Origin of the sequence: Pseudomonas sp. (genome assembly GCF_049653025.1) — a bacterium.
In the GTDB taxonomy this organism is placed as follows: domain Bacteria; phylum Pseudomonadota; class Gammaproteobacteria; order Pseudomonadales; family Pseudomonadaceae; genus Aquipseudomonas.
The window spans coordinates 176,875-200,219 of the sequence record NZ_JBASFM010000016.1 but is presented as its reverse complement, the minus strand read 5'-3'; the positions used below and the strand labels follow the sequence as shown (position 1 = coordinate 200,219).

At 61.9% G+C, this 23,345-nt stretch carries 19 protein-coding genes and 2 pseudogenes; 7 read left to right on the top strand and 14 right to left on the bottom strand.

Going from position 1 to position 23,345, the window contains the following annotated elements; translation table 11 throughout:
• Positions 1–23 precede the first annotated feature (23 nt).
• Both WBK23_RS12745 and WBK23_RS12740 read right to left on the bottom strand, forming a co-directional pair.
• Positions 24–863: a hypothetical protein gene (locus tag WBK23_RS12745; protein WP_424484311.1), complete on the bottom strand. Its 840-nt coding sequence runs from the start codon at positions 861–863 to the stop codon at positions 24–26.
• 49 nt (positions 864–912) lie between these two features.
• Entirely contained in the window at positions 913–1,992 is a 1,080-nt protein-coding gene (locus tag WBK23_RS12740) for a patatin-like phospholipase family protein (protein WP_424484310.1), read from the bottom strand.
• 193 nt (positions 1,993–2,185) lie between these two features.
• Here WBK23_RS12740 and WBK23_RS12735 point away from each other — a divergent pair, with 193 nt between their 5' ends.
• The 4 genes from WBK23_RS12735 to WBK23_RS12720 are packed head-to-tail and all read left to right on the top strand — an operon-like array spanning position 2,186 to position 4,796.
• The gene (locus WBK23_RS12735) at positions 2,186–2,494 is read left to right on the top strand and encodes a PepSY domain-containing protein (protein ID WP_424484309.1); all 309 of its coding nucleotides are present in this window, start codon (positions 2,186–2,188) and stop codon (positions 2,492–2,494) included.
• Complete coding sequence (locus WBK23_RS12730; RefSeq protein WP_424484308.1) at positions 2,494–2,811, top strand: PepSY domain-containing protein; 318 nt, start codon at positions 2,494–2,496, stop codon at positions 2,809–2,811. Before WBK23_RS12735 ends, WBK23_RS12730 begins: the two co-directional genes overlap by 1 nt.
• Positions 2,812–3,480: a response regulator transcription factor gene (locus WBK23_RS12725; protein ID WP_424484307.1), complete on the top strand. Its 669-nt coding sequence runs from the start codon at positions 2,812–2,814 to the stop codon at positions 3,478–3,480.
• Positions 3,477–4,796, top strand: a complete 1,320-nt coding sequence (locus WBK23_RS12720; protein WP_424484306.1) for a sensor histidine kinase — start codon at positions 3,477–3,479, stop codon at positions 4,794–4,796. Before WBK23_RS12725 ends, WBK23_RS12720 begins: the two co-directional genes overlap by 4 nt.
• 29 nt (positions 4,797–4,825) lie before the next feature.
• Here the strand turns inward: WBK23_RS12720 and WBK23_RS12715 are convergent, their stop codons facing one another.
• The 3 genes and pseudogenes from WBK23_RS12715 to WBK23_RS12705 all read right to left on the bottom strand — a co-directional run.
• The gene (locus tag WBK23_RS12715; RefSeq protein ID WP_424484305.1) at positions 4,826–5,422 is read right to left on the bottom strand and encodes an NADPH-dependent FMN reductase; all 597 of its coding nucleotides are present in this window, start codon (positions 5,420–5,422) and stop codon (positions 4,826–4,828) included.
• 119 nt (positions 5,423–5,541) lie between these two features.
• A pseudogene (locus WBK23_RS12710) lies at positions 5,542–6,054 on the bottom strand (methyl-accepting chemotaxis protein); the annotation flags it as partial.
• 345 nt (positions 6,055–6,399) lie between these two features.
• Positions 6,400–7,467: pseudogene (locus WBK23_RS12705) on the bottom strand (HAMP domain-containing protein); the annotation flags it as partial.
• Positions 7,468–7,963: 496 nt separating this feature from the next.
• Here WBK23_RS12705 and WBK23_RS12700 point away from each other — a divergent pair.
• The 3 genes from WBK23_RS12700 (at position 7,964) to WBK23_RS12690 (ending at position 12,845) form a co-directional block, all read left to right on the top strand.
• Positions 7,964–9,283 (top strand): Na+/H+ antiporter family protein, encoded by a 1,320-nt coding sequence (locus tag WBK23_RS12700; RefSeq protein ID WP_424484304.1) that lies wholly within the window; start codon positions 7,964–7,966, stop codon positions 9,281–9,283.
• 121 nt (positions 9,284–9,404) lie between these two features.
• A complete protein-coding gene (locus WBK23_RS12695) occupies positions 9,405–11,087 on the top strand; it encodes a methyl-accepting chemotaxis protein (RefSeq protein ID WP_424484303.1) in 1,683 nt (560 codons plus the stop codon).
• A 363-nt stretch (positions 11,088–11,450) separates the two neighbouring features.
• Positions 11,451–12,845, top strand: a complete 1,395-nt coding sequence (locus WBK23_RS12690) for a pectin acetylesterase-family hydrolase (RefSeq protein ID WP_424484302.1) — start codon at positions 11,451–11,453, stop codon at positions 12,843–12,845.
• Positions 12,846–12,884: 39 nt separating this feature from the next.
• On the opposite strand, the gene WBK23_RS12685 is transcribed toward WBK23_RS12690, so the two are convergent.
• The 9 genes from WBK23_RS12685 to purB form a co-directional block, all read right to left on the bottom strand.
• On the bottom strand, positions 12,885–13,511 hold the full coding sequence (locus WBK23_RS12685) for a hypothetical protein (protein ID WP_424484301.1): 627 nt from the start codon (positions 13,509–13,511) through the stop codon (positions 12,885–12,887).
• A 68-nt stretch (positions 13,512–13,579) separates the two neighbouring features.
• Positions 13,580–14,068 (bottom strand): DUF4442 domain-containing protein, encoded by a 489-nt coding sequence (locus WBK23_RS12680; RefSeq protein WP_424484300.1) that lies wholly within the window; start codon positions 14,066–14,068, stop codon positions 13,580–13,582.
• Between the two features lie 261 nt (positions 14,069–14,329).
• Positions 14,330–16,321, bottom strand: coding sequence for a PhoX family protein (locus WBK23_RS12675; RefSeq protein WP_424484299.1), 1,992 nt, complete (start codon positions 16,319–16,321; stop codon positions 14,330–14,332).
• Positions 16,322–16,589: 268 nt separating this feature from the next.
• Positions 16,590–18,185: an isocitrate lyase gene (locus WBK23_RS12670; protein WP_424484298.1), complete on the bottom strand. Its 1,596-nt coding sequence runs from the start codon at positions 18,183–18,185 to the stop codon at positions 16,590–16,592.
• A 649-nt stretch (positions 18,186–18,834) separates the two neighbouring features.
• Positions 18,835–19,644: a secretin N-terminal domain-containing protein gene (locus WBK23_RS12665; protein WP_424484297.1), complete on the bottom strand. Its 810-nt coding sequence runs from the start codon at positions 19,642–19,644 to the stop codon at positions 18,835–18,837.
• Positions 19,641–20,282 (bottom strand): histone acetyltransferase HPA2, encoded by a 642-nt coding sequence (locus WBK23_RS12660; RefSeq protein ID WP_424484296.1) that lies wholly within the window; start codon positions 20,280–20,282, stop codon positions 19,641–19,643. The genes WBK23_RS12665 and WBK23_RS12660 overlap by 4 nt, the downstream gene beginning before the upstream one ends.
• Positions 20,283–20,290: 8 nt before the next feature.
• The gene (locus WBK23_RS12655) at positions 20,291–20,716 is read right to left on the bottom strand and encodes a GNAT family N-acetyltransferase (RefSeq protein WP_424484295.1); all 426 of its coding nucleotides are present in this window, start codon (positions 20,714–20,716) and stop codon (positions 20,291–20,293) included.
• Positions 20,709–21,875: a JmjC domain-containing protein gene (locus WBK23_RS12650; protein WP_424484294.1), complete on the bottom strand. Its 1,167-nt coding sequence runs from the start codon at positions 21,873–21,875 to the stop codon at positions 20,709–20,711. Before WBK23_RS12650 ends, WBK23_RS12655 begins: the two co-directional genes overlap by 8 nt.
• 78 nt (positions 21,876–21,953) lie before the next feature.
• A complete protein-coding gene (gene purB, locus WBK23_RS12645; protein ID WP_424484293.1) occupies positions 21,954–23,324 on the bottom strand; it encodes an adenylosuccinate lyase in 1,371 nt (456 codons plus the stop codon).
• Between the last annotated feature and the right edge of the window lie 21 nt (positions 23,325–23,345).

Sequence of the window (23,345 nt, the reverse complement as noted above, 5' to 3'; positions counted from 1 at the left end):
TTCAGGCTAACAGCAGCGGCCCATTACGGCGTTTTGGCACTGTTGCAGGCGCTCAGCAGCTGGTGCAGGTAGCGGGCGATATAGCGCTGGAAGTGCCGGTCATCCCAGTACTCCAGGTGGCTCAGCGGGGTGTGGCGCTTGTACCAGGGGCCAACCGGCATGGCACGATCTTCGGCGACCACCGCCTTGTAGCTGGGTAATGGCCGCAGGGGATAGCCCAATGGGTCGGCGGGGGCATACAGGTTGAGCCAGCGCGCCTGCTCGGTCACAGCCTGGGGCAGGCAGTGGCCGGGAAAACGGATCGGCACGACCGGGTCATAGGCAAAGGTGAACAGCGGGATATTGCAGCCGAAGGTGATCAGGCCACTGAGGGTTTCCAGGGCGAGGAAGGGGTCCAGTGGGCACTGTTCGGCCTTGTTGATGCGCTGCTGATCCCAAACGAAGTTGGAGAAGATATGCCCACCCAGCGAATGCGCCAGTACCACCAGTGGCGTGTCGGCCGCGACCTTGGCGCGCAGGGCATTGAGGCCGCTGCGCAGGCACTGATGCACTTCTTCATAGGTGGTGTCGTAAGCCTGGCTGACCTTGCGGTAACCGCTGGCATCGCCGAGAAACAGGGTGACGATGCGCCGCAGCCAGCGCCAGCGCACCGGCTGGTCGCGCAGCTGCTCGAGAAAGGCCAGTTGGCGCTTATCCAGCACGCTGGCCCAGTACAGGCTCTGGAAAGCCACCTGCTCGGCATCCGCCCCCAGACGCTGGCGCAGGCCGGCAATCAGGCTTTGCGCAAAGGCGTGCTGGCCCTCGGTATCACGGCTGTCGGTCTGGGTGCCGATGCCGTGAATAATGGCGACTGCGAGCTTCATTGGCCATCCTTGGTCATGCGTGCGTGGCTGATCAGCCACTGCGTGGTGTTTAAAGGGCTTGCAGGCGTTCGCTCAGGCGGCCGCTGTCGGCCAGTTCGAGAAATTCGTCGCCGAGGCGCTGGCTCTCTTCCATGGCGCGCCGCCAATAGCGCTCGCGGCCGACATCGTCGCCCAGGTAACGGCTGAAGTCCTTGCGGTCGGGGAGTTTGCCATGCGGCAGGCGCGCCAGGTAGTCACGCGATGGGGCGAGCAGCAGAACATCCTGCAAACGCCCGCCGTCGCCGCGGCGCCAAGGCATGCCCTTGTCGAACCAGCCGGGAATGACCTTATCGGTGAAGTGCGGGTAGAGCACGATATCTTCGCCGCTGTAGGGCAGGTCGAGGTGATAGTCGAGCAGGCCGCCATCGCGGTAAGTGCCAGGGCCGGCCCCGGGAATATCGCGCACTCCTTGCATGATCATGGGAATCGAACCGGACGCCAGCAGCGCATGACGCAGGTTACTGCCATCGAGTGGCAGGTAGCGTGAGGGGAAGTCGTGCAGCGCGCCCAGCGGTGGCGCCAGGCGGGCGTCGTGCAGGATCACCCGCTCGAAGTGTTTGGCCAGGCGCGGGCGGCCGATCAGGTTGCTGCCGATCACCGACGACAGGCCGAGGCCGAGTGCGCCACGGTGGTCGTGCTGGAGCAGGCCATGGCTTTTCACCACGACGATATTCAGGCGGTAGTGCGGGTTGCTGAGGATGCTGGCCTCCTGTTCGCCCAGCAGCTGCTCGAGCATCAGCCCGCAGCTGTGCGACACCTCGGCCATGTTCACGCCTTTATTAAAGCGCTGCGCGGTATACAGCTCGCCCAGGTGGCGAATGCCGGCGGCGGCATCCGGCAGGCAGGCGCTGGCGAAGCGCCAGGAACCGATGGAGGCACCAATCAGCGAACGCTCACGTGGCGCACGTAACAGCCAGTCGCCGAACAGGGCCAGGTCCAGGCCTTGAATGCCCAAGGCTTTCGGGCCGCCGGCGGCACCCGGCAGAATGCCGACATCGGCCGGTTGCAGGCCGTGCTCGCGAATACGCGCCAATGCCCGTTTGCCGGCTTTAATTGTCAGGGCAGGGGACTTAATTAAAATCGCACTCATGCTGGCCTCCGTCGCGCAGGGCAGCGATTATAGAGCGCCTGGCACCCAGGCCAAGCCACTTCAGCGCATGAATGATGCTGGCATGCCTAGGACTGATCGGTGAGTACAAAGGCCTTAAGCAAATTCAGGTTGAGTTAAGTCGTGTGCAGTAACTTGGACTCTGTCGAAAGCAAACCCCACGAGGAAATTGAACATGAAAGCATTGACCGCTGTATGTGCCGCTGCCGCCCTGACCCTGACTGCCGGCCTGGTACAAGCCCGTGATCTGGGCCCGGATGAAGCACTCAAACTGCGTGACGCCGGCACCATTCAGCCCTTCGAAAAACTCAATGCCGCGGCTCTGGCGCAACACCCAGGCGGCAAGACCGAAGACACCGAACTGGAAGAAGAATACGGCCGCTACATCTACCAGGTTGAAGTACGTGACGCGCAAGGTGTGCAATGGGATATCGAACTGGACGCCACCAATGGCCAGGTCCTGAAGAACCAACGAGACGATTGATGAACAGCAGCACCTGGCCTTGGCGGATCGTTCTGGCCGTATTGCTCGCCGCGCTGACGTTCAGCAGCAGCGCACGCGAGCTGGATCAGGACGAGGTCCTGAAGATGCGCAGCGAGGGGCTGATTCTGCCCCTCGAGCAGTTGCTGCAGGTGGCCTTGGAACGCCATCCCGGCGCGGTACTGCTGGAAGCCGAACTGGAAGAAGAGGATGGCCAATTGGTCTATGAAGTCGAACTGGTGACCAGCGCAGGCATCGTCCGCGAGCTGGAACTGCATGCGGTCACTGGCGCAGTACTTAAGGACGAGGTAGACGACTGAATGCGTTTGTTACTGGTGGAAGACCATGTACCGCTGGCCGACGAATTGCTGGCCAGCCTGGGGCGTCAGGGCTATGCGGTGGACTGGCTGGCCGATGGCCGCGATGCCGCCTATCAGGGCGCGACCGAACCCTATGACCTGATCATTCTCGACCTCGGCTTGCCTGGCATGCCGGGGTTGCAGGTGTTGCAGGAGTGGCGCGGCGCTGGCCTGGCCACACCGGTATTGATCCTGACCGCACGCGGCTCCTGGGCCGACCGCATCGAGGGGCTGAAAGCCGGTGCCGATGACTACCTGAGCAAACCCTTTCACCCCGAAGAGCTGCAGCTGCGTATCCAGTCGCTGCTGCGCCGCGCCCATGGCCTGGCCAACCAGCCGCAACTGGAAGCCGCCGGTTTGCAGCTGGATGAAGGCCGCCAGTGCGTCAGCCGTGCGGGCGAGGAAGTACAGCTGACCGCCGCCGAGTTCCGCCTGCTGCGCTACTTTATGCTGCATGTCGGGCAGATCCTCTCGAAAAGCCATCTGGCCGAGCACCTGTACGACGGCGAAAGCGAGCGCGATTCCAATGTCATCGAAGTGCACGTCAACCACCTGCGCCGCAAGCTCGGCCGCGAGGTGATCGAAACCCGTCGTGGCCAGGGCTATCGCTTCAGCGGAGATCTGGCTTGAGGTCGATCCAGCGCCGTCTGAGCCTGGGCCTGGTCAGCCTGTTGCTGGTGATCGGCCTGCTGTTGGCGGAGAGCAGCCTCTGGCTGTTTGACCGCAGCCTGCGCGGCTACCTGCAAGCCGGGCTGCAGGATGAGGCGCAGACGCTGTTGAGCGCGCTGGTTCGCGGCCCGAAGGGGTTGCAGCTGGATGAGCGACGCCTCAGTGCGGCGTTCAGGCGGCCCTACTCGGGGCTGTATTTCCGGATCGACTTTGCCGAGCAGACCTGGCGTTCACGCTCGCTGTGGGACCGTGATCTGCAGCCCGCCGCCGAGGCAGGCCTGCAAGCGGCCTTGGGCGACGGTCCGCAAGGCCAGCAGTGGCTGATCTACCGCGCTGACTACCAACGCTATGGCCAGCAGATCTCAATTCATGTGGCGCGTGACTACACCCCCGTACTGAACAGCTTCAGCCAGGTGCAGAAGATCGTCCTGGGTCTTGGCCTGGCCGCCTTGGTGCTGGTGCTGTTGTTTCAGCGTCTGATCGTCGGCCGCGCCTTGCGTCCGCTGGAACAGACCCGCCGGCAGATCATGCAGCTGCAGCAGGGCCAGCGGACTCAGCTGGACCAGCAGGTACCGCAGGAGCTGGAACCGCTGGTGGCGCAGATCAACCACCTGCTGGCACATACCGAAGACACCCTCAAGCGCTCACGCAATGCCCTCGGCAACCTCGGTCATGCGTTGAAAACACCGCTGGCGGTGCTGGTCAGCCTGGCCTCGCGTGAAGAGCTGAAGCAGCTGCCGGAGCTGCGCGACAGCCTGGTCGGGCAACTGCAGCAGATCGAACAACGTGTGGCGCGTGAGCTGGGACGTGCGCGCTTGGCCGGTGAGGCCTTGCCCGGCGCGCATTTTGACTGCGCGACCGAGTTGCCGGAACTGTTCTCGACCTTGCAGATGATCCATGGCAAGCACCTGCAGTTGGACTGGCAGGCCGCACCGGGGCTGCGTTTGCCCTGGGACCGAGAGGACCTGCTGGAGCTGCTCGGTAACCTGCTGGATAACGCCTGCAAATGGGCCGACAGCCAGGTGTGCCTGCAGGTTATACGCGCTGCCGAGGGTTATCAGTTGCTGATCGAGGACGATGGCCCGGGCATCGAGGTGGCGCTGCGCGATGAGGTGCTCAGCCGTGGCAGTCGCCTGGACGAGCAGGTCGCCGGGCATGGCTTGGGGCTGGGCATCGTGCGCGATATCGTCGATGCCTGGGGCGGCCAGCTGCAGTTGGGCGAGAGCGCGCTGGGCGGCTTGCAGGTCAGCGTCACGCTGCCGTTGAAGCGGGTGTGAAGAGGTAACTCCCTCACACCGCTATCGTTTTACATGCCGTTGGCAAAGGCTGGATTACTCATGTCGATGCTGGCACGCACCGGGCGCAGCGCTTGCGCGTACTTGTGCAGAATATCCAGCTCGTAGTCGATGCGCGCATGGAGGCGTTGATCGTCGTCACCGGCCGGTTTCGGGCTGTTCAGCACGTTCTCGACGCCACGTACGATCAGGTGCTCGGGCAGGTAGCAGAGCCGGCAGTTCTTGTAGCTGGAGGCACGCAGCTCGCTGATCGGGTAGGCACCACCGACGCCGGACGAGACGCCGACCAGCAGCCCGGGCTTGTGCGCCAGCTCCACCTTGCCGGCGTAGATAAAGAAGTTCTTGATCGCCGGGCAGGCCATGCCATTCCACTCGGGCGCAATCACCACCAGCGCATCGGCGGCCTGCAACTGTTGGCTGTATTGCGCCCAGGGGCCGCTGTCATCGGCTGGCCAGAGGGGCAGCGGATTCTGCCCGAGGTCAATCACCTGGCAGAGTTCCGCGCTGCTATGGCCCTGTTGAATCAGGCGCTGTTGCAGAAAGCGAGCGACCTTGCCCGACTGACTGTTGCTGCGGCTGGAGCCTGCTACCAAGGCAATATTGAGCATCGTGCACCTCTGAAAAAGAAAAACGCAGACTAGCGGTGGCCAGTCTGCGCAGCAAGGAAGGAGCCGCCAGAGTGGCGGTCCGATGGCGTCAACTGCGCCATCAAAAATGGCGCGGCAGGTTAGACGCGGAACTGATCCATCAGGCTCTGCTGGTGGTTGGCCAGCTTGTTGAGGTTCTGGCTGATTTTCGCCGACTCGTCGGCCTGGCCGGAAATCGATTCGGTGACATCGCGGATCGAGGCCACGTTGCGGTTGATCTCCTCGGCCACCGAGCTCTGCTCTTCGGCGGCGCTGGCGATCTGCAGGTTCATGTCGGTAATCACGCTGACCGCCTCACTGATGCGGCGCAACACGACCACCGCCTGTTCCACTTGCTCGACGCTGCCTTGCGCCTGGCGGTGGCTGCTGTGCATGGTGCTGACCACTTCCTTGGTGCCATTCTGCAAACCTTCGATCACCTGGCGGATTTCCTCGACCGAATCCTGGGTGCGCTTGGCCAGGTTACGCACCTCATCGGCGACCACGGCAAAGCCGCGGCCGGCTTCCCCGGCACGCGCCGCCTCGATGGCCGCGTTGAGGGCCAGCAGATTGGTCTGTTCGGCGATCGAGCGAATCACCTCCAGCACCGAGCCAATCTTCTCGCTGCTATTGGCCAGGCCCTCGACTTCCTGCATGGCCACATTCATTTCGTTGGCCAGCAGTTCGATGGTCGAGGTGGTCTTGCCGATCACGCTCATGCCTTCACGGCTGGCCAGGTCGGCGGTGCGCGCGGCCTCGGCGGCCTGCGCGGCGTTATGCGCAACGTCCTGGGCGGTGGCGCTCATTTCCTGGAAGGCGGTGGCCACCTGATCGACCTCGCGGTATTGCTGCTGCATGCCGTCGCTGGTCTGGCTGGCGATCAGCGCGGACTGGTCGGCGGTGCTGCGCGCGTCCTGCACGCTGCGTTTAACGTCGGCGATGATCGGTTGCAGCTTGTCGAGGAAACGGTTGAACCAGCTGGCCAGTTCGCCGAGTTCATCCTGCTTGGCGTATTCCAGGCGGCGGGTGAGGTCGCCTTCGCCACTGGCGATATTCTTCAGCATGGCGGCCACGCCGAGAATCGGCCGAGTCACGCCCAGCGCGGTGAGCCAGATCAGCAGAATGCCAATCACCCCGGCAGCCAGGCCCAGGCCCAGGGAGATGGCCGTATTACGGGTCCCCACCGCATCCATTTCCGCTTCCAGGCGGGTGGCCGGCTCCAGCAGAACCTTCTCCGGCACCTCCATCAACACGCCCCAGGGCTTGGATTCGGGAATCGGCAGCAGCGGTTGCAGCACCTGCAGCGCACCTTTGTAGTGCAAAACTTCCGGACGGTTGCTGGCCACCAGGCTGACCATCTCGCGGTGCTGTTCAGTGAAGGCTTTTTCCAGTTTGCCGCCGAGCAGGCTGCTGTTACGGCTGTGGCCGGCCAGCAGGCCAGCCGGGCTGATGATGCTGACATGGCCGGCACCGTCGAACAGGCTCTGGTGCGCGCTAGCGCTCAGCTCTTGCAGGCTGGCCAGACTGATATCCACGCCGAGCACGCCAATCACCTTGCCGCCCTGTTCCAGGGGAAAGGCAATGCTGGTCATCAGGGTTTTCACCCCGTCCGCATCATCAATATAGGGGTCGAGCAGGCAGACCTTTTTCTGCTGCAGCGGGCAGCTGTACCAGGCGTTATAGGGCGCACCGCTGATACCTGGCGTGGTGTCACTCAAATCGGCCTCTTTCATGGCCTCGGCGCTCGGCTCACCGTTATCGGCCTGCGACCAGTAAATGGAGAAGCGGCCCTTGTCGTTGCTGCCGAGGCTGTCCTGGTCGACGAACAGGTCGTCCTTGCCATCCAGGGCATTGGGCTCGAACACCACATAAATGCCCAGCAGACTGCGGTTGGCTTTGAGCGCGCTGCTGATCTGCCGGTTGAGGTCTTCGCGCAGGTCGAACGCATCGAGAAAGCGCTTTTCCGCCTGCTCGCGGATAAACAGCACCTGGCTCGCGGCCCCGCGGCCATATTGATAGGCGTCCATAAAATAACGCTGCATGTGCAGTGCCTGCGACTCGCCGCGCGCGGCCATGCGCAGGCGCGCCGACTCTTCCAGCATGCTGCTGCTGGCCTGTTTGACCAGGGTGGCGCTGCGTGAGGCCTGGATCACCGAAGCCGAGACCAGTACCGCGACAATTGCCAGCAAGCACAGGCCTGCCAGCAGGGTGATTTTCAGTTGGATGGAGAGGCGGCTGAACAGCATAAATCAGGACCTTTTATGGGTGAGGCTTAGAGCGCCTATCGGCGGTTAGGGGCTTTTCTTTAAGTACTTTCTCTAAGGTGAGCGCAGCAAGATGCAGGCCAGCGGCGGCTTCAAGTCGCGAGATTAAACGAAATTAGCGACGCCCCGTATTAAATAATTTACGGCTGTTTTGACAGGCCAGCGCGCATTGTGCAGAGTACGCGCCCTTCGCCGAACCGGCGCAGTTTCCACAGAGGGCTGAAGCCTTCGCGGACCTATTTATGGCGGGAGAAAATTGATGAACGCAGTTGTTGCGGCAGTGGGAATCATGCTGGTTCTCAGCTTGTGCCGCGTGCATGTGGTGGTAGCCCTGATTGTCGGTGCGGTAGCCGGTGGCGTGTTGGGTGGCCTGGGTATCGACGGCACGCTGGCAGCCTTTAACAAAGGCCTGGGCGGCGGTGCGACAGTTGCATTGTCCTACGCCTTGCTGGGTGCGTTTGCCGTGGCGATTGCCAAGTCCGGCCTGGCCCACGCGCTGGCGGACAAGGCCCTGGCCCTGGTCGGCAAGCAGGAAGCCGCGGGTGCTGGCTGGCTCAAGTGGATGCTGATCGCACTGTTGCTGCTGGTGGCGATTGCCTCGCAGAACGTGTTGCCGATTCATATCGCCTTTATCCCGTTGCTGGTGCCGCCGCTGCTGTATGTGCTGAGCAAACTGCAACTGGACCGCCGGCTGATCGCCTGCGTGCTGACTTTCGGCCTGATCACGCCTTATATGTTCCTGCCGGTGGGCTTTGGCAGCATCTTCCTGAATGACATCCTGCTGGCCAACGTGGCCAGTTCAGGCATGCCCACCCAGGGCCTGAGCGTGACCAAGGCGATGGCGATTCCGGCGCTGGGCATGTTGTTCGGTCTGCTGGTGGCCGTGCTGTTCAGCTACCGCAAGAAGCGTGTCTACGACCTGACCAAGATCGAGCAGGCCGAGCGTGTGGATGTGGCCTACAACCCGCTGAGCCTGCTGATTGCCGGTGCGGCCATTGCGCTGGCCTTCGTGGTGCAGCTGTGGCTGGACTCGATGATCCTCGGGGCATTGAGCGGTTTTATCCTGTTCTCGGTCTCCGGTGTGGTGCGCTGGAAAGAGGCGGACGACCTGTTCACCGAAGGCATGAAAATGATGGCCATGATCGGTTTCATCATGCTCGCCGCGGGCGGTTTTGCCGAAGTGATGAAGGCCACTGGTGAGGTCAAGAGCCTGGTCGACAGCTCGGCAAGCCTGATTGGCCATAACAAGGGCCTTGGCGCGCTGCTGATGCTGCTGGTTGGCCTGCTGGTGACCATGGGCATCGGCTCGTCGTTCTCCACTGTGCCGATCATCGCCGCTATCTTCGTGCCGCTGGGTATGCAGCTGGGCTTCAGCCCGCTGGCCATTCTGTGCATCGTCGGCACCGCCGGCGCGCTGGGCGATGCCGGTTCGCCAGCCTCCGACTCGACTCTTGGGCCAACCTCCGGGCTTAACGTCGACGGCCAGCACAACCATATCTGGGACAGCGTGGTACCGACCTTTCTGCACTACAACCTGCCGTTGCTGGTATTCGGTTGGGTAGCAGCTATGGTGATTTAACCGCTGTACGCAGCGCCTAGGGCCTGAGTATTGCCGCCCGAATTCAATCTTTCAGCGGGGCTACCGATAAACCGGTAGCCCCGTTTTTATTCCGCTGTATCGCTAAGCAAGGACTTGCCCGATGCGTCTTACATTGAAATCTAAGGTAGTGCTGCTGGCACTGATCCCGGTGCTGCTGTTCGCCGTGGTACTCAGCGGCGCAGCGGCCAAGGTGCTGCAAAGCTTGGCGGCGCAGGAAATCATCGAAACCCGCGAGCGCCTGCTGGACGAGAGCCGCAACGAGCTGGAGCACTATGTGCAGATCGCCCTTGGCTCGGTGCAGGCGCTCTATGACCAGGCCAGCCCTGGTGACATGGCCAGCCGCGAGCAGGCGATCGCCGTGCTGTCGAAGATCAAGTTCGGCAAGGATGGCTACTTCTTCGGCCATGATTCCAATGTGGTGCGCCTATTCCGCGGTGACAGCCCGGTGGATGTCGGCAAGAGCCTGGCCGACCGCCGTGACCCGAATGGCGTGTACATCAACCGCGAACTGGTAAATGTCGCGAAGAACAACAGCTACTACGTCAACTACAGCTCGCCGCTGCCCACCAATGACGCGGTGCTGGTGCCGAAAATGGCCTACAGTTACTACCTGCCGAAATGGGACATGGCCCTGGGCACCGCCATCAACCTGGATGGCGTCGAAGCGCAGATTGCCCAGGTACAGGTCGAGATCGATGAGCGCATCAGCACCATCATCACCAGCATCGTGATCATCGCCGGCGTGCTGCTGGTGGTGTTCGGCATTGTCGGCGTGGTGCTCAGCAACACCTTCCTGCGCCCGTTGCAGCAGATCAAGGACAATCTCGATGACATCGCTGCCGGCGAGGGTGACCTGACCCGCCGCCTGCCGATCAGTGGCGACGACGAGCTGGGTCAACTGGCTGGCTCGTTCAACCGCTTTGTCGAGAAAATCCACGGCCTGGTCGGGCAGATCGTTGGCATGACGGGTCAGTTGACCGAACTGGTTGGCCAGGTGGCCACGCAGGCCCAGCGCTCGGAAGAAGCCATGGAGCGTCAGCGCCAGGAGACCGATCAGGTGGCCACCGCGATCAACGAAATGTCCGCAGCGGCTCATGAAGTGGCGCAGAGCGCGCAGGGCGCAGCGGAAGCCGCGCAGAAGACCGACACCGAGGGCCAGGCCGCCAAGCAGGTGGTTGATGGCAGCATCGAGCGCATCCATACCCTGGTGCAGGACATCCGCGACAGCGGCGTGTCGCTGGATAACCTGCAAAAAGACGTGTCATCGATTGTCAGCGTGCTCGATGTGATCCGCTCGATTGCCGAGCAGACCAACCTGCTGGCGCTCAACGCGGCCATCGAAGCGGCGCGGGCCGGTGAAGCGGGGCGCGGCTTTGCCGTGGTGGCCGATGAGGTACGCGCGCTGGCCAGCCGCACTCAGCAGAGCACCCAGGAAATCCAGGGCATGATCGATCGCCTGCAGAAGGGCACCCAGGATGCGGTGACCTCGATGCGCCGCTCCAGCGATGCCGGCGATGTGACCAGCGAGCAGGCTAACCGCGCCGGTACCTCGCTGGATGCCATCGCCCAGCTGATTGGCACCATCAACGCGATGAACGCGCAGATCGCCAGCGCCGCCGAGGAGCAGACCGCCGTGGCCGAAGAGATCAACCGCAGCGTGCACAAAATTGCCGTGGCGGTCGACAGCGTGGCCGATGAAACCCAGCAGGGCGCGCAGACCGCGCGCAACCTGGCCGCCTTGGGCGAGCGCCTCGGCACGCTGGTGCGGCAGTTCCGTATCTAGCGCCTGTCTGCGAGTGGTGAAAAGGGAAGCGATGCTTCCCTTTTTTCTGCCCGCTGCAAAAGCACTGGCGCGGAGCGTGTGACAGATAACGTCTACCGCTTAAAAAGTGCCGCGCTATATCCAATCAGTATTTAGCCCAATGGTTGTCCGGAGTTTCTTGGACTAGCGTGCATGAATCGCCAGGCCAGCTCGAGTGTTGAGCGGTGGCGACACGTTTGGGTACGCGCAGTTACTGCTGCTTCGGCGCGGTGTATGGGCAGTCTCCAGTGGGTGATGGGCTGATTCGGGGTGACAGCTGGAGGGGATTCGTACAACGGCTCGGGTATGTGGACCCATCGAAAACAACAAGATGAGGGACTCACCATGTCTGTAGCGATAGCTCTTCGGCGCGGCGTCGCGCCGCTGCTGGTTTCCGCCTTGGCTCTGCCGGTACAGGCCGAGCAGGGCGACTACAACTTCTGGCAAACCCTGAGCAACCTGGTGGTCGCGCCGGCGGCCGACAGCAAGGTCACGCCGGCGCAGCGCCTCGGGCCGTACCCACTGCTGGCCAACCCGAGCGGTTTCGACAGCGGCTTCAAACCGGCCAATTACTACGCCTGGCAAACCGTGCAGATGGCACCGCAAACCGGGGCGGTCTGCGGCAACGGCTCGCCCTACAAGTTCTTCGTCAACCGGGTGCCCAATACCCGCAACACCATCATCTATATGGAAGGCGGCGGTGCGTGCTGGGATTACGCCAGTTGCACTGGGCAGAGCGGCATTCGCGGCGCGCGCAACCCCGACGGCATTCCCAATGACTACATGAGCCTGCTCAACCCGGGAGCCAGCCTGGTCAGCCCCTTTGTTGTACGCCTGCATCCCTGGACCCGGGTGAAAACCCAGAACTGGAACATGGTCTACGTGCCGTACTGCACCGGCGATATCTATTCCGGTGACAAGGTGGCGGTCTACCAGGACCCGCAAAGCCAGCAGGCACCATTGATCTGGCACCACAATGGCCTGCGCAATATGCGCGCCGTGGTCGGCTGGCTGAAGGACAACCTGCCGCGCCCGACGCAGATGCTGACCACCGGTTGCAGTGCCGGCGGCGCGGGTAGCCTGACCAACTACGCACCGACCCGGCAGGATATTGCGCCGACGCGCAGTTTCCTGATCAACGATTCGGGGCCGGTCTTCAGCGCCATCAGCGGTGGCGGCACGACGGCTTATCCTTCGCTGCCGCTGCAAGGGTTTATCCGCAGCGCCTGGGGCCTCGATGCCGGGCCGCTGCCTTATCTGCAGTCGCGCTTGCCGGGGCTTAACCTGAACAACCTCGGCAGCCTCTACCCGGCGCTGTCGAGCAACCTGGCAGGCGATCGCATGGGCCATACGCACTTCTGGAAGGACCTCAACTACTCGTCCTATTCCTATGAGCGCTTCTACCCGGAGATCGCCAATGCACCGGACCAGGCCAGCAAGGAGGCGCTGATTCACGCCAAGTGGGCGGTGGACACCGGCCGGCTGCGCGACGAGTTGGCCAATCTACCGAATGTGGGCGGTTACTTTCCGCAGTACCGCGCGGTCAACGAGAGCCATTGCACCAGCATCATCGAGTTCGCCAATGCCGATATTCAGGAGCAGAACCTGCAACTGGATGACTTCATCAATAACGTGATGAATGGCAGCGGCCCGGTGTTGGAGGCTTCAGAACTGAGCGACACGGCGGATCGCAACAAACCGTTCAACCTGTTGTATTTCACCCTCGACCAGTTGCTCTGACGCAACTCGGGCGTTGCCCACGCAGGCAACGCCCGAGGCTCAATAATGCTGCTCGCGGGCCTGTTGCAGACGCTGGCGCAGGTATTCATCGCGGCTCAAACCGGCGGGAATGCTGTCCATGCTCATGACCTCGGCGACGATGCGTTTCTCATCGGTCTTGTAGCGCTGAAACTCGGCACTTGGTGCGGGGGCTTTGGCGGCCTGCTCAGCGCTGCGGGCTTTATAGCGAGCCACCAGGGCGGCGGCTTGCTCCTTCTGCTCCTGCTCGTCGCTGGCGGTGAGCTGGATCAGCCCCAGTTGCAGCAGCAACGATTCGCTCATGGCCAGTTCACTGCGCTGCTCGTAGGCTTCGATCTGTTCACTCAGGGCGCGTGCTTGCGCTTCACGCTGCGGCGACGACAGCTTGGCCGCATTACTGACAAAGTCGCGGTAAGCCGCATGAAAGGCCAGGCGCTGTTCCTGCGCTTGCACGGCGGGGTTGCCCAGCAACGCTTGCTGTTCGGCATTGCTGGGCGCAGGCACTGCCAGCCTGTCGGTGTTGGTCGCAGACATCGTCGCCGTGGCAGCAGGACTGGCCGGTGTATCGGCCTGCAAGCGCCAGTACAGCGTGCTGGTAACGGCCAGAACGATCAGGCCGCCGCCCAATAGAAGAGGTTTTCCGCGCACCCGCGATGCTCCTGAATCACGCCGCCGCTTGCGGCGTATTCAGAGTAGCTCTGGGTGCTGGGATGCGCTTAGCGCTTTTTGCTGACCCAGGCCCAGAGCATTTCGCACTGGATCGGCTGGATGCCGGCCTCGTCGGTGACCGTCACCGCGACCAGCACTTCGCCTTTGTCCTGGGTGTGAATGGCTTGAATCTGTTCAGCTGTCAGGCTGGCTTCGGCGCGCAGGCTGCCGGTGGCGCGCTTCAAATAGTCGACCTTGAGGCTTTTGATCAGCGGCACCTTGTCGTCCGGCACACTCATGCCGACCAGAAAACCCGTGGCGGATTCGGCCAGCAAGGCCATGGCGGCAGCATGTACACCGTTGATGTGGTTCTGCACCTTGCGCTTGTTGGCGATGCTCATGATCGCCTGCTGCTCGGTCAGCGTATGCACGCGCACCTTGGCGGTGCCGGCAAATTTCACCTGGGAGCCGAACAGGAACGACAGCGCCGGGCTGTGCAGGGCCTTGGGCAGTTGATGGATCTTGCTGACAATACGGCTCAGGCGGTTGCTGGGCATGGACGCGCTCTTCTTGTAGGTGGGAAGGGTGCGAGTCTGTCACAGCGAAAAGTGACCGGCCAGGCTTGGCCGGTCACTGAGTTACCTGCGGCTTAGAGACTTTTTAGAGTCTCGCGAGCTAGAGCCATGCAAGGCGCTACGCCAGTAACAGCCTCCGGCTGGTCAAACAGGCGAGGAAGCGGAGTGTACTGTTGTACATGAGCATTCCGAGCCTGTTTTCAACGCAGCAGGGCCGACGCGCAGCAGACTATAAACAGTCTCTTACAGCAGACGGCGACCATCCTCGCGGGTAATCACCACCGTGGCCGAGCGTGGGCGTTTGCCTGGGCCGTCTGGCCAGGTGCTGAGCAGGTTGGTGGCGGTGGAGCCTTCACCCGGGTGCTGGATATTCACAAACAGAGTGCGGAAATCCGGGGTGGCGGTAATACCCGTCACCTCGCAGCCAAGTGGGCCCACCAGGAAGCGTTTCAGTTCACCGGTGCGCGGCTCGGCGACCAGTACCTGATTGTTGCCGAACGGGCCACTGCTGAGCTGGCTGCCGCTCATGTCGGTCTGGATCCACAAGCGACCTTCGCTGTCGAACCACAGGCCGTCCGGGCTGGCCAGGCGGTTGTCGGCGGTCAATGGCTTGCCGTTCGGGCCGACGCTGTCGGTTTCCGGGCCGGCCAGCATAAACAGGCTCCAGGCAAAGCGTCGACCGCCGTAATCCTTGCTCAGTTCGCGCCAGCGAATGATATGGCCGAAGGCGTTTGCCGGGCGCGGGTTGGCGGCATCGGCGGTGGTGCGCGCGGTGTTGTTGGTCAGGGTGAAATACACCTCGCCATTGTCCGGGTTGACCGCGCCCCATTCCGGGCGATCCATCTTGGTGGCACCGGCGATATCGGCGGCCAGGCGGGTGTTGATCAACACTTCGCCCTGGTCGGCAAAGCTCACCCCGGCGGCCGTGCAGGCGCTCTGGAACTGCTTGTCGTGAATATCCAGGGCCAGCCATTCGCCCTTGCCGTTGGCATTGAAGCGCGCGACGAAGAGGGTGCCTTGATCGAGCAGACGGCCATTGCTGCGGCCGGGGCGGTACTTTTCACGGCTGACGAATTTGTAGATGTATTCGTTCTGCGAGTCATCACCGGAGTAGCACACCACCGGGCGGCCCGGTTTTACCGGGGCGAACACCAGGCCTTCGTGAGCGAAACGACCGAGGGCGGTGCGCTTGATCGGGGCCGACTCCGGGGCGAACGGATCGATCTCGACGATCCAGCCGAAGTGGTTGGGTTCGTTGCGGTAGTCGGCGCTGGCCGTGGTGGTCTTGCGCGTGGCATTGAAACGCTCGAACTCATCGCCCGGCAGGGTATCCCAGCCATAACGGCTGCTGCTGCGCAGGCCATAGCGGCTCAGCTCGCGCGGCATGTCGGCGTCGGCGCTGGCGAAGTAACCGGCCCAGTTTTCCTCGCAGGTGAGGTAGGTGCCCCAGGGCGTAAAGCCGTTTGAACAGTTGTTCAGGGTGCCGCGAGTCGCCGTGCCTTGTGGGCTGTAACGGGTTTTCAGCAGGGCATGGCCGCGTGCCGGGCCGCTGATCTGCATGGGGGTGGCCCCTGTGATACGGCGGTTGCGCGCGCTTGGCAAGACACTCCAGTTACCGTCGAGGCCGCGGCGAATTTCCACCACAGACACGCCGTGGGCGTTGATCTCCTTGCGCACTTCTTCGGCGCTGCTGCGTTTGCCGGCTACCACGGTCGGGCCATTGGGGTGCAGCAGTGGCGCGTCGATGTATTCGTGGTTGAGCACCAGCAGGCCGTGGTCGCTTTTGCGGCCATCGCGCTGTGCATCGATCGGGAAGAAGTGCATACCGTCATGGTGCATGCCCAACTGCTCGGCCTGGTCCTGGGCACTGTTGCTGCCATCGTCCAGGTAGGCGGGATAGGCACCGGTAATCGGCGTGCCCCAGGGAATAAAGGCCGTGGCACGGTAACCGGCCGGTACTGTGATGCTGTCGGCGCGGTTGGTGGCGACGGCGCTGAACGGCAGTTTGCTGCGCGGCTTGAAGTGCGATCTGGCCAGGTCAGTGGCTGCCGGTTCCGCGGCTGCGGCCAGGCTGGGCATGGCACTGCCGAGAAAGGCCAGTGTGCCGAGCGCGGCGCTGCCGGCCAGCACCTGGCGGCGGCTGATCAGTTCATTGATGTGCGGGTTGTTGGAATGGTTGCTGAGCAACTCATCGCCATTGCCGAACAGTACAGGGTTGTCATTGTGAGTGCTCATGCAGGCTCCTTGGGTTAATCGACGGGGGCTTGACGCTAACCAAGGAAAACGACGGGCGTATGACAGCGGCTGTGCGGCAGCGCACAAATGCCAGGAAAGCCGATTTTCAGGCAAAAAAATGGCCGCGAGCCATTTTTAACGTCGCACAGCGACGGCCAGAAGGGTGGCCGCCATGGATGGCAGGCCATAAAAAAACCCCAGCATTTCTGCTGGGGTTCTTATCAACACACTCAACCTTGATCGTGGCCTCGGTTGAGTGAACCGGTTCTTAGCTGAACTGGTTCATGGTGTTGTCTTTGCCGCCGGCTTTCAGGGCCGCTTCACCAGCGAAGTACTCTTTGTGAGCGTCGCCGATGTCGGAACCGGACATGTTCTGGTGCTTAACGCAGGCGATACCTTGACGGATCTCCTGACGCTGAACGCCTTTCACGTAGGCCAGCATGCCCTGGTCTGCGAAGTACCCTTTGGCCAGGTTGTCGGTGGACAGCGCGGCGGTGTGGTAGGTCGGCAGGGTGATCAGGTGGTGGAAGATACCAGCCTGGGCGGAACCATCACGTTGGAAGGTACGGATCTTCTCGTCAGCAACCTGAGCCAGCTCGGTTTCGTCGTAGTCGACGCTCATCAGCTTGGTGCGGTCGTAGGCGGAAACGTCCTTGCCTTCAGCAGCGAAGGCATCGAATACCTGCTGACGGAAGTTCAGGGTCCAGTTGAACGACGGGCTGTTGTTGTAAACCAGCTTGGCGTTCGGGATGGTTTTACGGATTTCGTTAACCATTTCTGCGATCTGGCCGACGTGTGGCTTCTCGGTTTCGATCCACAGCATGTCAGCGCCGTTCTGCAGCGAGGTGATGCTGTCCAGTACGCAACGCGCTTCACCGGTGCCAGCACGGAACTGGAACAGGTTGGACGGCAGACGCTTAGGACGCAGCAGCTTGCCACCGCGGTTCAGTACCACGTCGCCGTTGTTCAGGTCGGCAGCGGATACTTCTTCGCAATCGAGGAAGGAGTTGTACTGGTCGCCGAGGTCGCCCGGGGTGTTGGTCACAGCGATCTGCTTGGTCAGGCCGGCACCCAGGGAGTCGGTACGAGCAACGATCACGCCGTTGTCGATGCCCAGCTCGAGGAATGCGTAGCGAACAGCGTTGATCTTGGCCAGGAAGTCGGCGTGAGGAACTGTGACTTTACCGTCCTGGTGGCCGCACTGCTTCTCGTCGGAAACCTGGTTCTCGATCTGGATGCAGCAAGCACCCGCTTCGATCATCTTCTTGGCCAGCAGGTAGGTGGCTTCCGGGTTACCGAAACCAGCGTCGATGTCGGCGATGATCGGTACGACATGAGTTTCGTAGCCGTCGATCTGAGCCTGGATTTCGTCTGCTTTGACTTTGTCGCCAGCAGCGCGAGCGGCGTCCAGAGCGCTGAACAGCAGGTCCAGCTCACGGGCGTCAGCCTGGCGCAGGAAGGTGTACAGCTCTTCGATCAGGCCGGAAACCGAGGTTTTCTCGTGCATGGACTGATCCGGCAGCGGACCGAAATCCGAACGCAGAGCAGCAACCATCCAGCCCGACAGGTAGAGGTAGCGCTTGTTGGTGGTCTTCAGGTGCTTTTTGATCGAAATCAGCTTCTGCTGACCGATGAAACCATGCCAGCAGCCCAGGGACTGGGTGTAGACGGAGGAGTCAGCATCGTACTCGGCCATGTCTTTGCGCATGATATCGGCGGTGTACTGAGCGATTTCCAGACCGGTTTTGAAACGGTTCTGGGCGCGCATGCGGGCCACGGACTCAGGGTCAATAGCGCTCCAGCTGCTGCCGGCAACTTCTTTAAGCGCGGCGACTGCTTTGATGTCGTTTTGATAAGCTGACATGGTCAATCCTTCAAAGTATGTGTTTGGTTGAGCACCGACTTCCCCACTGAACACCAATGCTTTAACAGCAATGTTGCTGGTGGTTGTTGTAGCCAACTGCAGAACGCCGAGACATCGACTTGAGACGGAATTGATCCGGGAGGAGGGTGACGAGCTTACAGTTCGCGGGCTTCAGCTGTTGCAAATGACTGGGTCATTTGGCGTTTACCGGCTCAAAGATGCCGTTGGACGACTCAACCTGCTGTGCTCGTTGCGCGCTGTTGCTAAACGCTTCCCCGTCCCTCAGGACAACTTCGTTCCAGTCGCAATCTCATCGAACGGCCTTGTGGGCTTTACAACGCAAATCGGCTCTGACGGTAAGTTGGAGCGCGATTCGGAGGGCTTTTCAGCGCCTCTGATTAGCGGGAGCGGGGCCATGATGCCTCTGCCAAAAGTGTTCGTCAATAATTTTGTAGTGCTTTTCGAATGACTACTACATAAATCCAGAAGCGACTGATAAGTCAGCTTCTGCGGCTCTATTCGGCGGATTACGGCACTTGGCCTGGGTGATGCGAGAGGTGGCGCAGGAAGTTGCGCAGCCGCAGGGCCGCGCAAGGCGATGAATGGTCGGCGGGCAGCAGCCAGGCGCGGGATGAATCGAGCGCTCGGCTCAGTTCATCACGTCGACCTTGACGCGCATGCTCATGTCGTCGCGGCCCTGGGTCGAGCGGTGCTGCATAAAGTCGCCCTGTTGGCTCTGGCTTTGCTCACTGACGCCGCCAATGCTGATCCACTCACCCACGCGACCCGTGACTCGGGTATCGGTGCTTTGCACATCGATAGCGCCGGGTTGCGACTGGCTCAGGCGGTCGCGGTTACTGCTGATGCTGATATGCACCAGCTCGCCGCTGAGGCTGGCTGTTACATAAAAGCCGCGGGTGACGTCGCGGTACTGGGTGTTGCTGTAGGGCTGGCCGTATTGGTCACGGCCACGGGTGGTCAGCGGCACGCTCTGGCCGACCTGGATCAGCGCCGGGTAGCCCTCGGTGGCCTGGACCTGCTGGGTGCCGGCACCACGGCTGTCGGTCGTGCGGCGAATGATGCGCACCTGGTCGCGGCCATTGATTTCGCCCTGACCGATCTGCACCTCGGCATCGCCGGCACTGATCGAACCATCGGCACGGTAGCCGCGATCGGACTGGAAGCCGGAATCATTGGTGTCGACGCTGATCAGCAAACGACGCGGTTCGGTGTCGAGCTGCTGCAGCAGCGCCCGCACCTCGGCAATCTTCGCCGGCTCGGCATTGACGATCAGCTGGTTGCCATAGGCATTGACCTTGCCCTCATGGCCGAGCACCGATTGCACCACGCTCAGCACTTCATCGGCCGTGCGGAAATTCAGCGGGATCACCTCGGTGGCAGCGCTGAGAGACAGGCTGCAACTAAACAGCGCGGCGGCGAGCAGGGCGCGAACCTTCATAGTAGAAAACTCCGTAAATCAGCGTCGGTGGTGCTGGTATCCCAGGCTTGATCGAACTGCGCGCGGCGCTGGCGATTGCGGCCAGGATCCTGGTACAGGGCGTAACCGCTGGCCTGACCAATTTCGGGCAACAGCAGCAAGCCGCGGTCATCGGCCAGCAGGAAGGCCAACTCTTCATTGGGGTAGTCCGGGTGCAGCTTGCGGATATGCAGGTTGCTCGATAGCCGGCGCGACAGGCTAAGCAGGCGGTGGCCTTCCTTGACTGCGCGGCCGGGGTCGCGCAGCAGGATGCGCAGCTGGTTGTGCGGGCTGGCTAGGAGAAAACGGGTACAGGCGTCCTGCACACTGCTGTGGTGATAGAGCCAGGGCTCCAGGTCATGGCTGTAGATGCACAGGCTGCGCTGCGCTTGTTGCAGCAGGGCGAGGGCATGGGCGCGGGCAGCCTCGGGTTGGCTGAAACGCTCCAGATCCGGATGAACGCCGAGCACAAAGGGCGCCGGCTCGGCACGCGGGCTGTCGCTGCTCTGGCCGGCCGGGTTGTGCACAGTAAAACGCCCCGGTGATTCAAACTCGATGTCTGGAAGCTCTAAGGGTTCCAGGCTCTCGGGTTGTTCACTCGGGGCGTTTTCGTCGTTCATTTCAGCCTCTAGGTGCTGCTGCGCACCATGTCCACATGGGGGATGCCGGCGTCCAGGTATTCCCCGCTGACGATGGCAAACCCGAGCTTTTCATAGAACGCGGTGGCGTGCACCTGAGCGCTGAGCATTTGTTGCATCAGGCCGCGTTTTTCCGCTTCCGCGATTACCGCCTGAATCAGCGCTACACCCACGTTCAGGCCGCGCCAGTCCTTGAGTACCGACACCCGGCCGATATGGCCATCGGGCAGCAGGCGGGCGGTGCCGATCGGGTAGTCGCCTTCCTCTGCGAGGAAATGCACGGCGTCGGCATCCTCAGCATCCCACTCGAGCTCGGGCGGTACCGCTTGTTCCGCGATAAACACGCTTTCGCGAATACGCCGCAAATCGGTATTGTCCTTCTGCCAGTCGGCCAGGCGGACGTGAATCTCACTCATCAGCAAACTCCAGGCTGCCTTGTTTGACCAGCTCCACCACCAAATTACGCCCTTCGTCATCGGCCAACCATTGGCCGAGGTTGTCGATATGCAGGGCATCGGCCGAGCAGATCAGTTTCAGCAGTTCGCGCAGGCTGGCCGAAAGCAGGCGGCTCTGACCGCTGGCGAACAGCACCAGGTCGTCACCGACTTCCGACCAGGCCAGGCGGGCGCTAGGGTTGCGGACCAGCACTGCGCCGTCTTCGAGGCCGGCGAGAAGGTTCTCTTCATCGATCTCGATACCGGCAATCAGCTCCGGATACTTGGGTTCGGTCATAAACTGGCCGAACCAGGTCATCAGCAGGCGCTCATCGCTCATGTGTTCGCTGAGCAGAGCCTTGAGACGATCCAGGGCGTCGCGCTGGATCTGCGTCGGGTCGCTGGTCGGCTGCGCGTCGGCGTCGCTGTAGCGCTCTTCGTCAGGCAGGAATTGGCCGAGAAAGTCGGTGAAATGGGTCAGGACTTCAGCGGCGCTTGGCGCACGAAAGCCTACGGAATACGTCATACAGTCATCCTCAGCGGTACCACAGTGGGCCAAGAGCGGCGGCAGATAGAGCATGTCGCCGGGCTCCAGGACCCATTCTTCAGTTTTAACGAATTCAGCGAGGATCTTCAGATCCGCGTGTTCTAGCAGCGGGCTGTCGGAATTGCACATCTGGCCCACTTGCCAGCGGCGCTGGCCGAAGCCCTGCAAGAGGAACACGTCGTAGTTGTCGAAGTGCGGGCCAACGCCACCGCCCGGTGCGGCGAAGCTGATCATCACGTCGTCGATGCGCCACTTGGGCAGAAACTTGAACTCTTCCAGCAGTTCGGCCACTTCCGGGACGAACTGGTCGACGGCCTGCACCAGCAGGGTCCAGTCGCGTTCCGGTAGATCGGCGAAGGCGTCCTCGGCAAACGGGCCGCTGCGCAGTTCCCAGGGGCGCTCGCCGTGCTCGATGACTAGGCGCGACTCGATTTCCTCTTCCAGTGCCAGGCCGGCCAGCTCGTCCGGCGAAATCGGGCTCTCGAAGCCAGGGATGGCCTGGCGTACCAGCAGGGGTTTCTTCTGCCAGTAGTCACGCATGAACTCGCGAGCAGTAAGGCCACCCAGCAGTTGTAGCGGAGTATCAGGATTCATCGCTAAGCCCTTGAAGTAAGTAAATACCCATAAATAAAAACGCCCGGCGCAGCCGGGCGTCTGGGAGGCTGTTGCCGGTTAGATGCGCTTGGCCTGGGCGACCGCGTTGCCGATGTAGCTGGCAGGGGTCAGGAGTTTGAGCTCGGCCTTGGCGGCGGCTGGCATATCCAGGCCGTCGATAAAGCTCAGCAGCGCCTCGGGGCTGATGCCCTTGCCGCGGGTCAGCTCCTTGAGCTTCTCGTAGGGGTTCTCGATGGCGTAGCGGCGCATCACGGTCTGAATCGGCTCGGCGAGGACTTCCCAGCAGGCATCCAAGTCATCAGCAATACGTTGAGCATTAAGCTCCAACTTACTGATTCCCTTGAGGCTTGCCTCGTAGGCAACCACGCTGTGAGCAAAGCCGACGCCGAGGTTGCGCAGCACGGTGGAGTCGGTCAGGTCGCGCTGCCAGCGGGAGATCGGCAGCTTGCTGGCCAGGTGCTGGAACAGCGCGTTGGCGATGCCCAGATTGCCTTCGGAGTTCTCGAAGTCGATCGGGTTGACCTTATGCGGCATGGTCGAGGAGCCGATTTCGCCAGCGATGGTGCGCTGCTTGAAATAGCCCAGGGAGATATAGCCCCAGATATCGCGATCGAAGTCGATCAGGATGGTATTGAAGCGGGCGATGGCGTCGAACAGCTCGGCGATATAGTCGTGCGGCTCGATCTGCGTGGTGTAGGGGTTGAACTGCAGGCCCAGGTCACCTTCGATGAACTGACGCGCGTTGGCTTCCCAGTCGATCTGCGGGTAGGCCGAGAGATGGGCGTTGTAGTTGCCCACGGCACCATTGATCTTACCCAGCAGCGGCACCGCCGCAACCTGAGCGATCTGCCGCTCCAGGCGGTAGACCACGTTGGCCAGTTCCTTGCCCAGGGTGGTCGGCGATGCCGGCTGACCGTGGGTGCGCGAGAGCATCGGCACGTCGGCGAACTTGATCGCCAGCTCGCGGATGGCTTCGGCGGTCTGGCGCATCAGCGGCAGCAGCACGCCATCGCGGCCTTCACGCAGCATCAGGGCGTGGGACAGGTTGTTGATGTCCTCACTGGTGCAGGCGAAGTGGATAAATTCGCTGACCTTGTCCAGCTCAGGCAGCTTGGCAGCCTGTTCCTTGAGCAGGTACTCCACGGCTTTGACGTCGTGGTTGGTGGTGCGCTCGATTTCCTTGACGCGCTCGGCGTGCTCGACGGCGAAGTTGTCGGCCAACTCATTGAGTACGGCGTTGGCTTCGGCGGAGAAGGGCGCAACTTCGGCAACACCTTCGTGGGCGGCCAGGCGCTGCAACCAGCGCACCTCAACCAGTACGCGGAAACGGATCAGGCCGTATTCGCTGAAAATCGGGCGCAGGGCGCTGGTTTTGCCGGCATAGCGGCCATCAACGGGGGAAACCGCGGTGAGCGAGGAAAGCTGCATGGGAGGCGTTCTCGGACAATC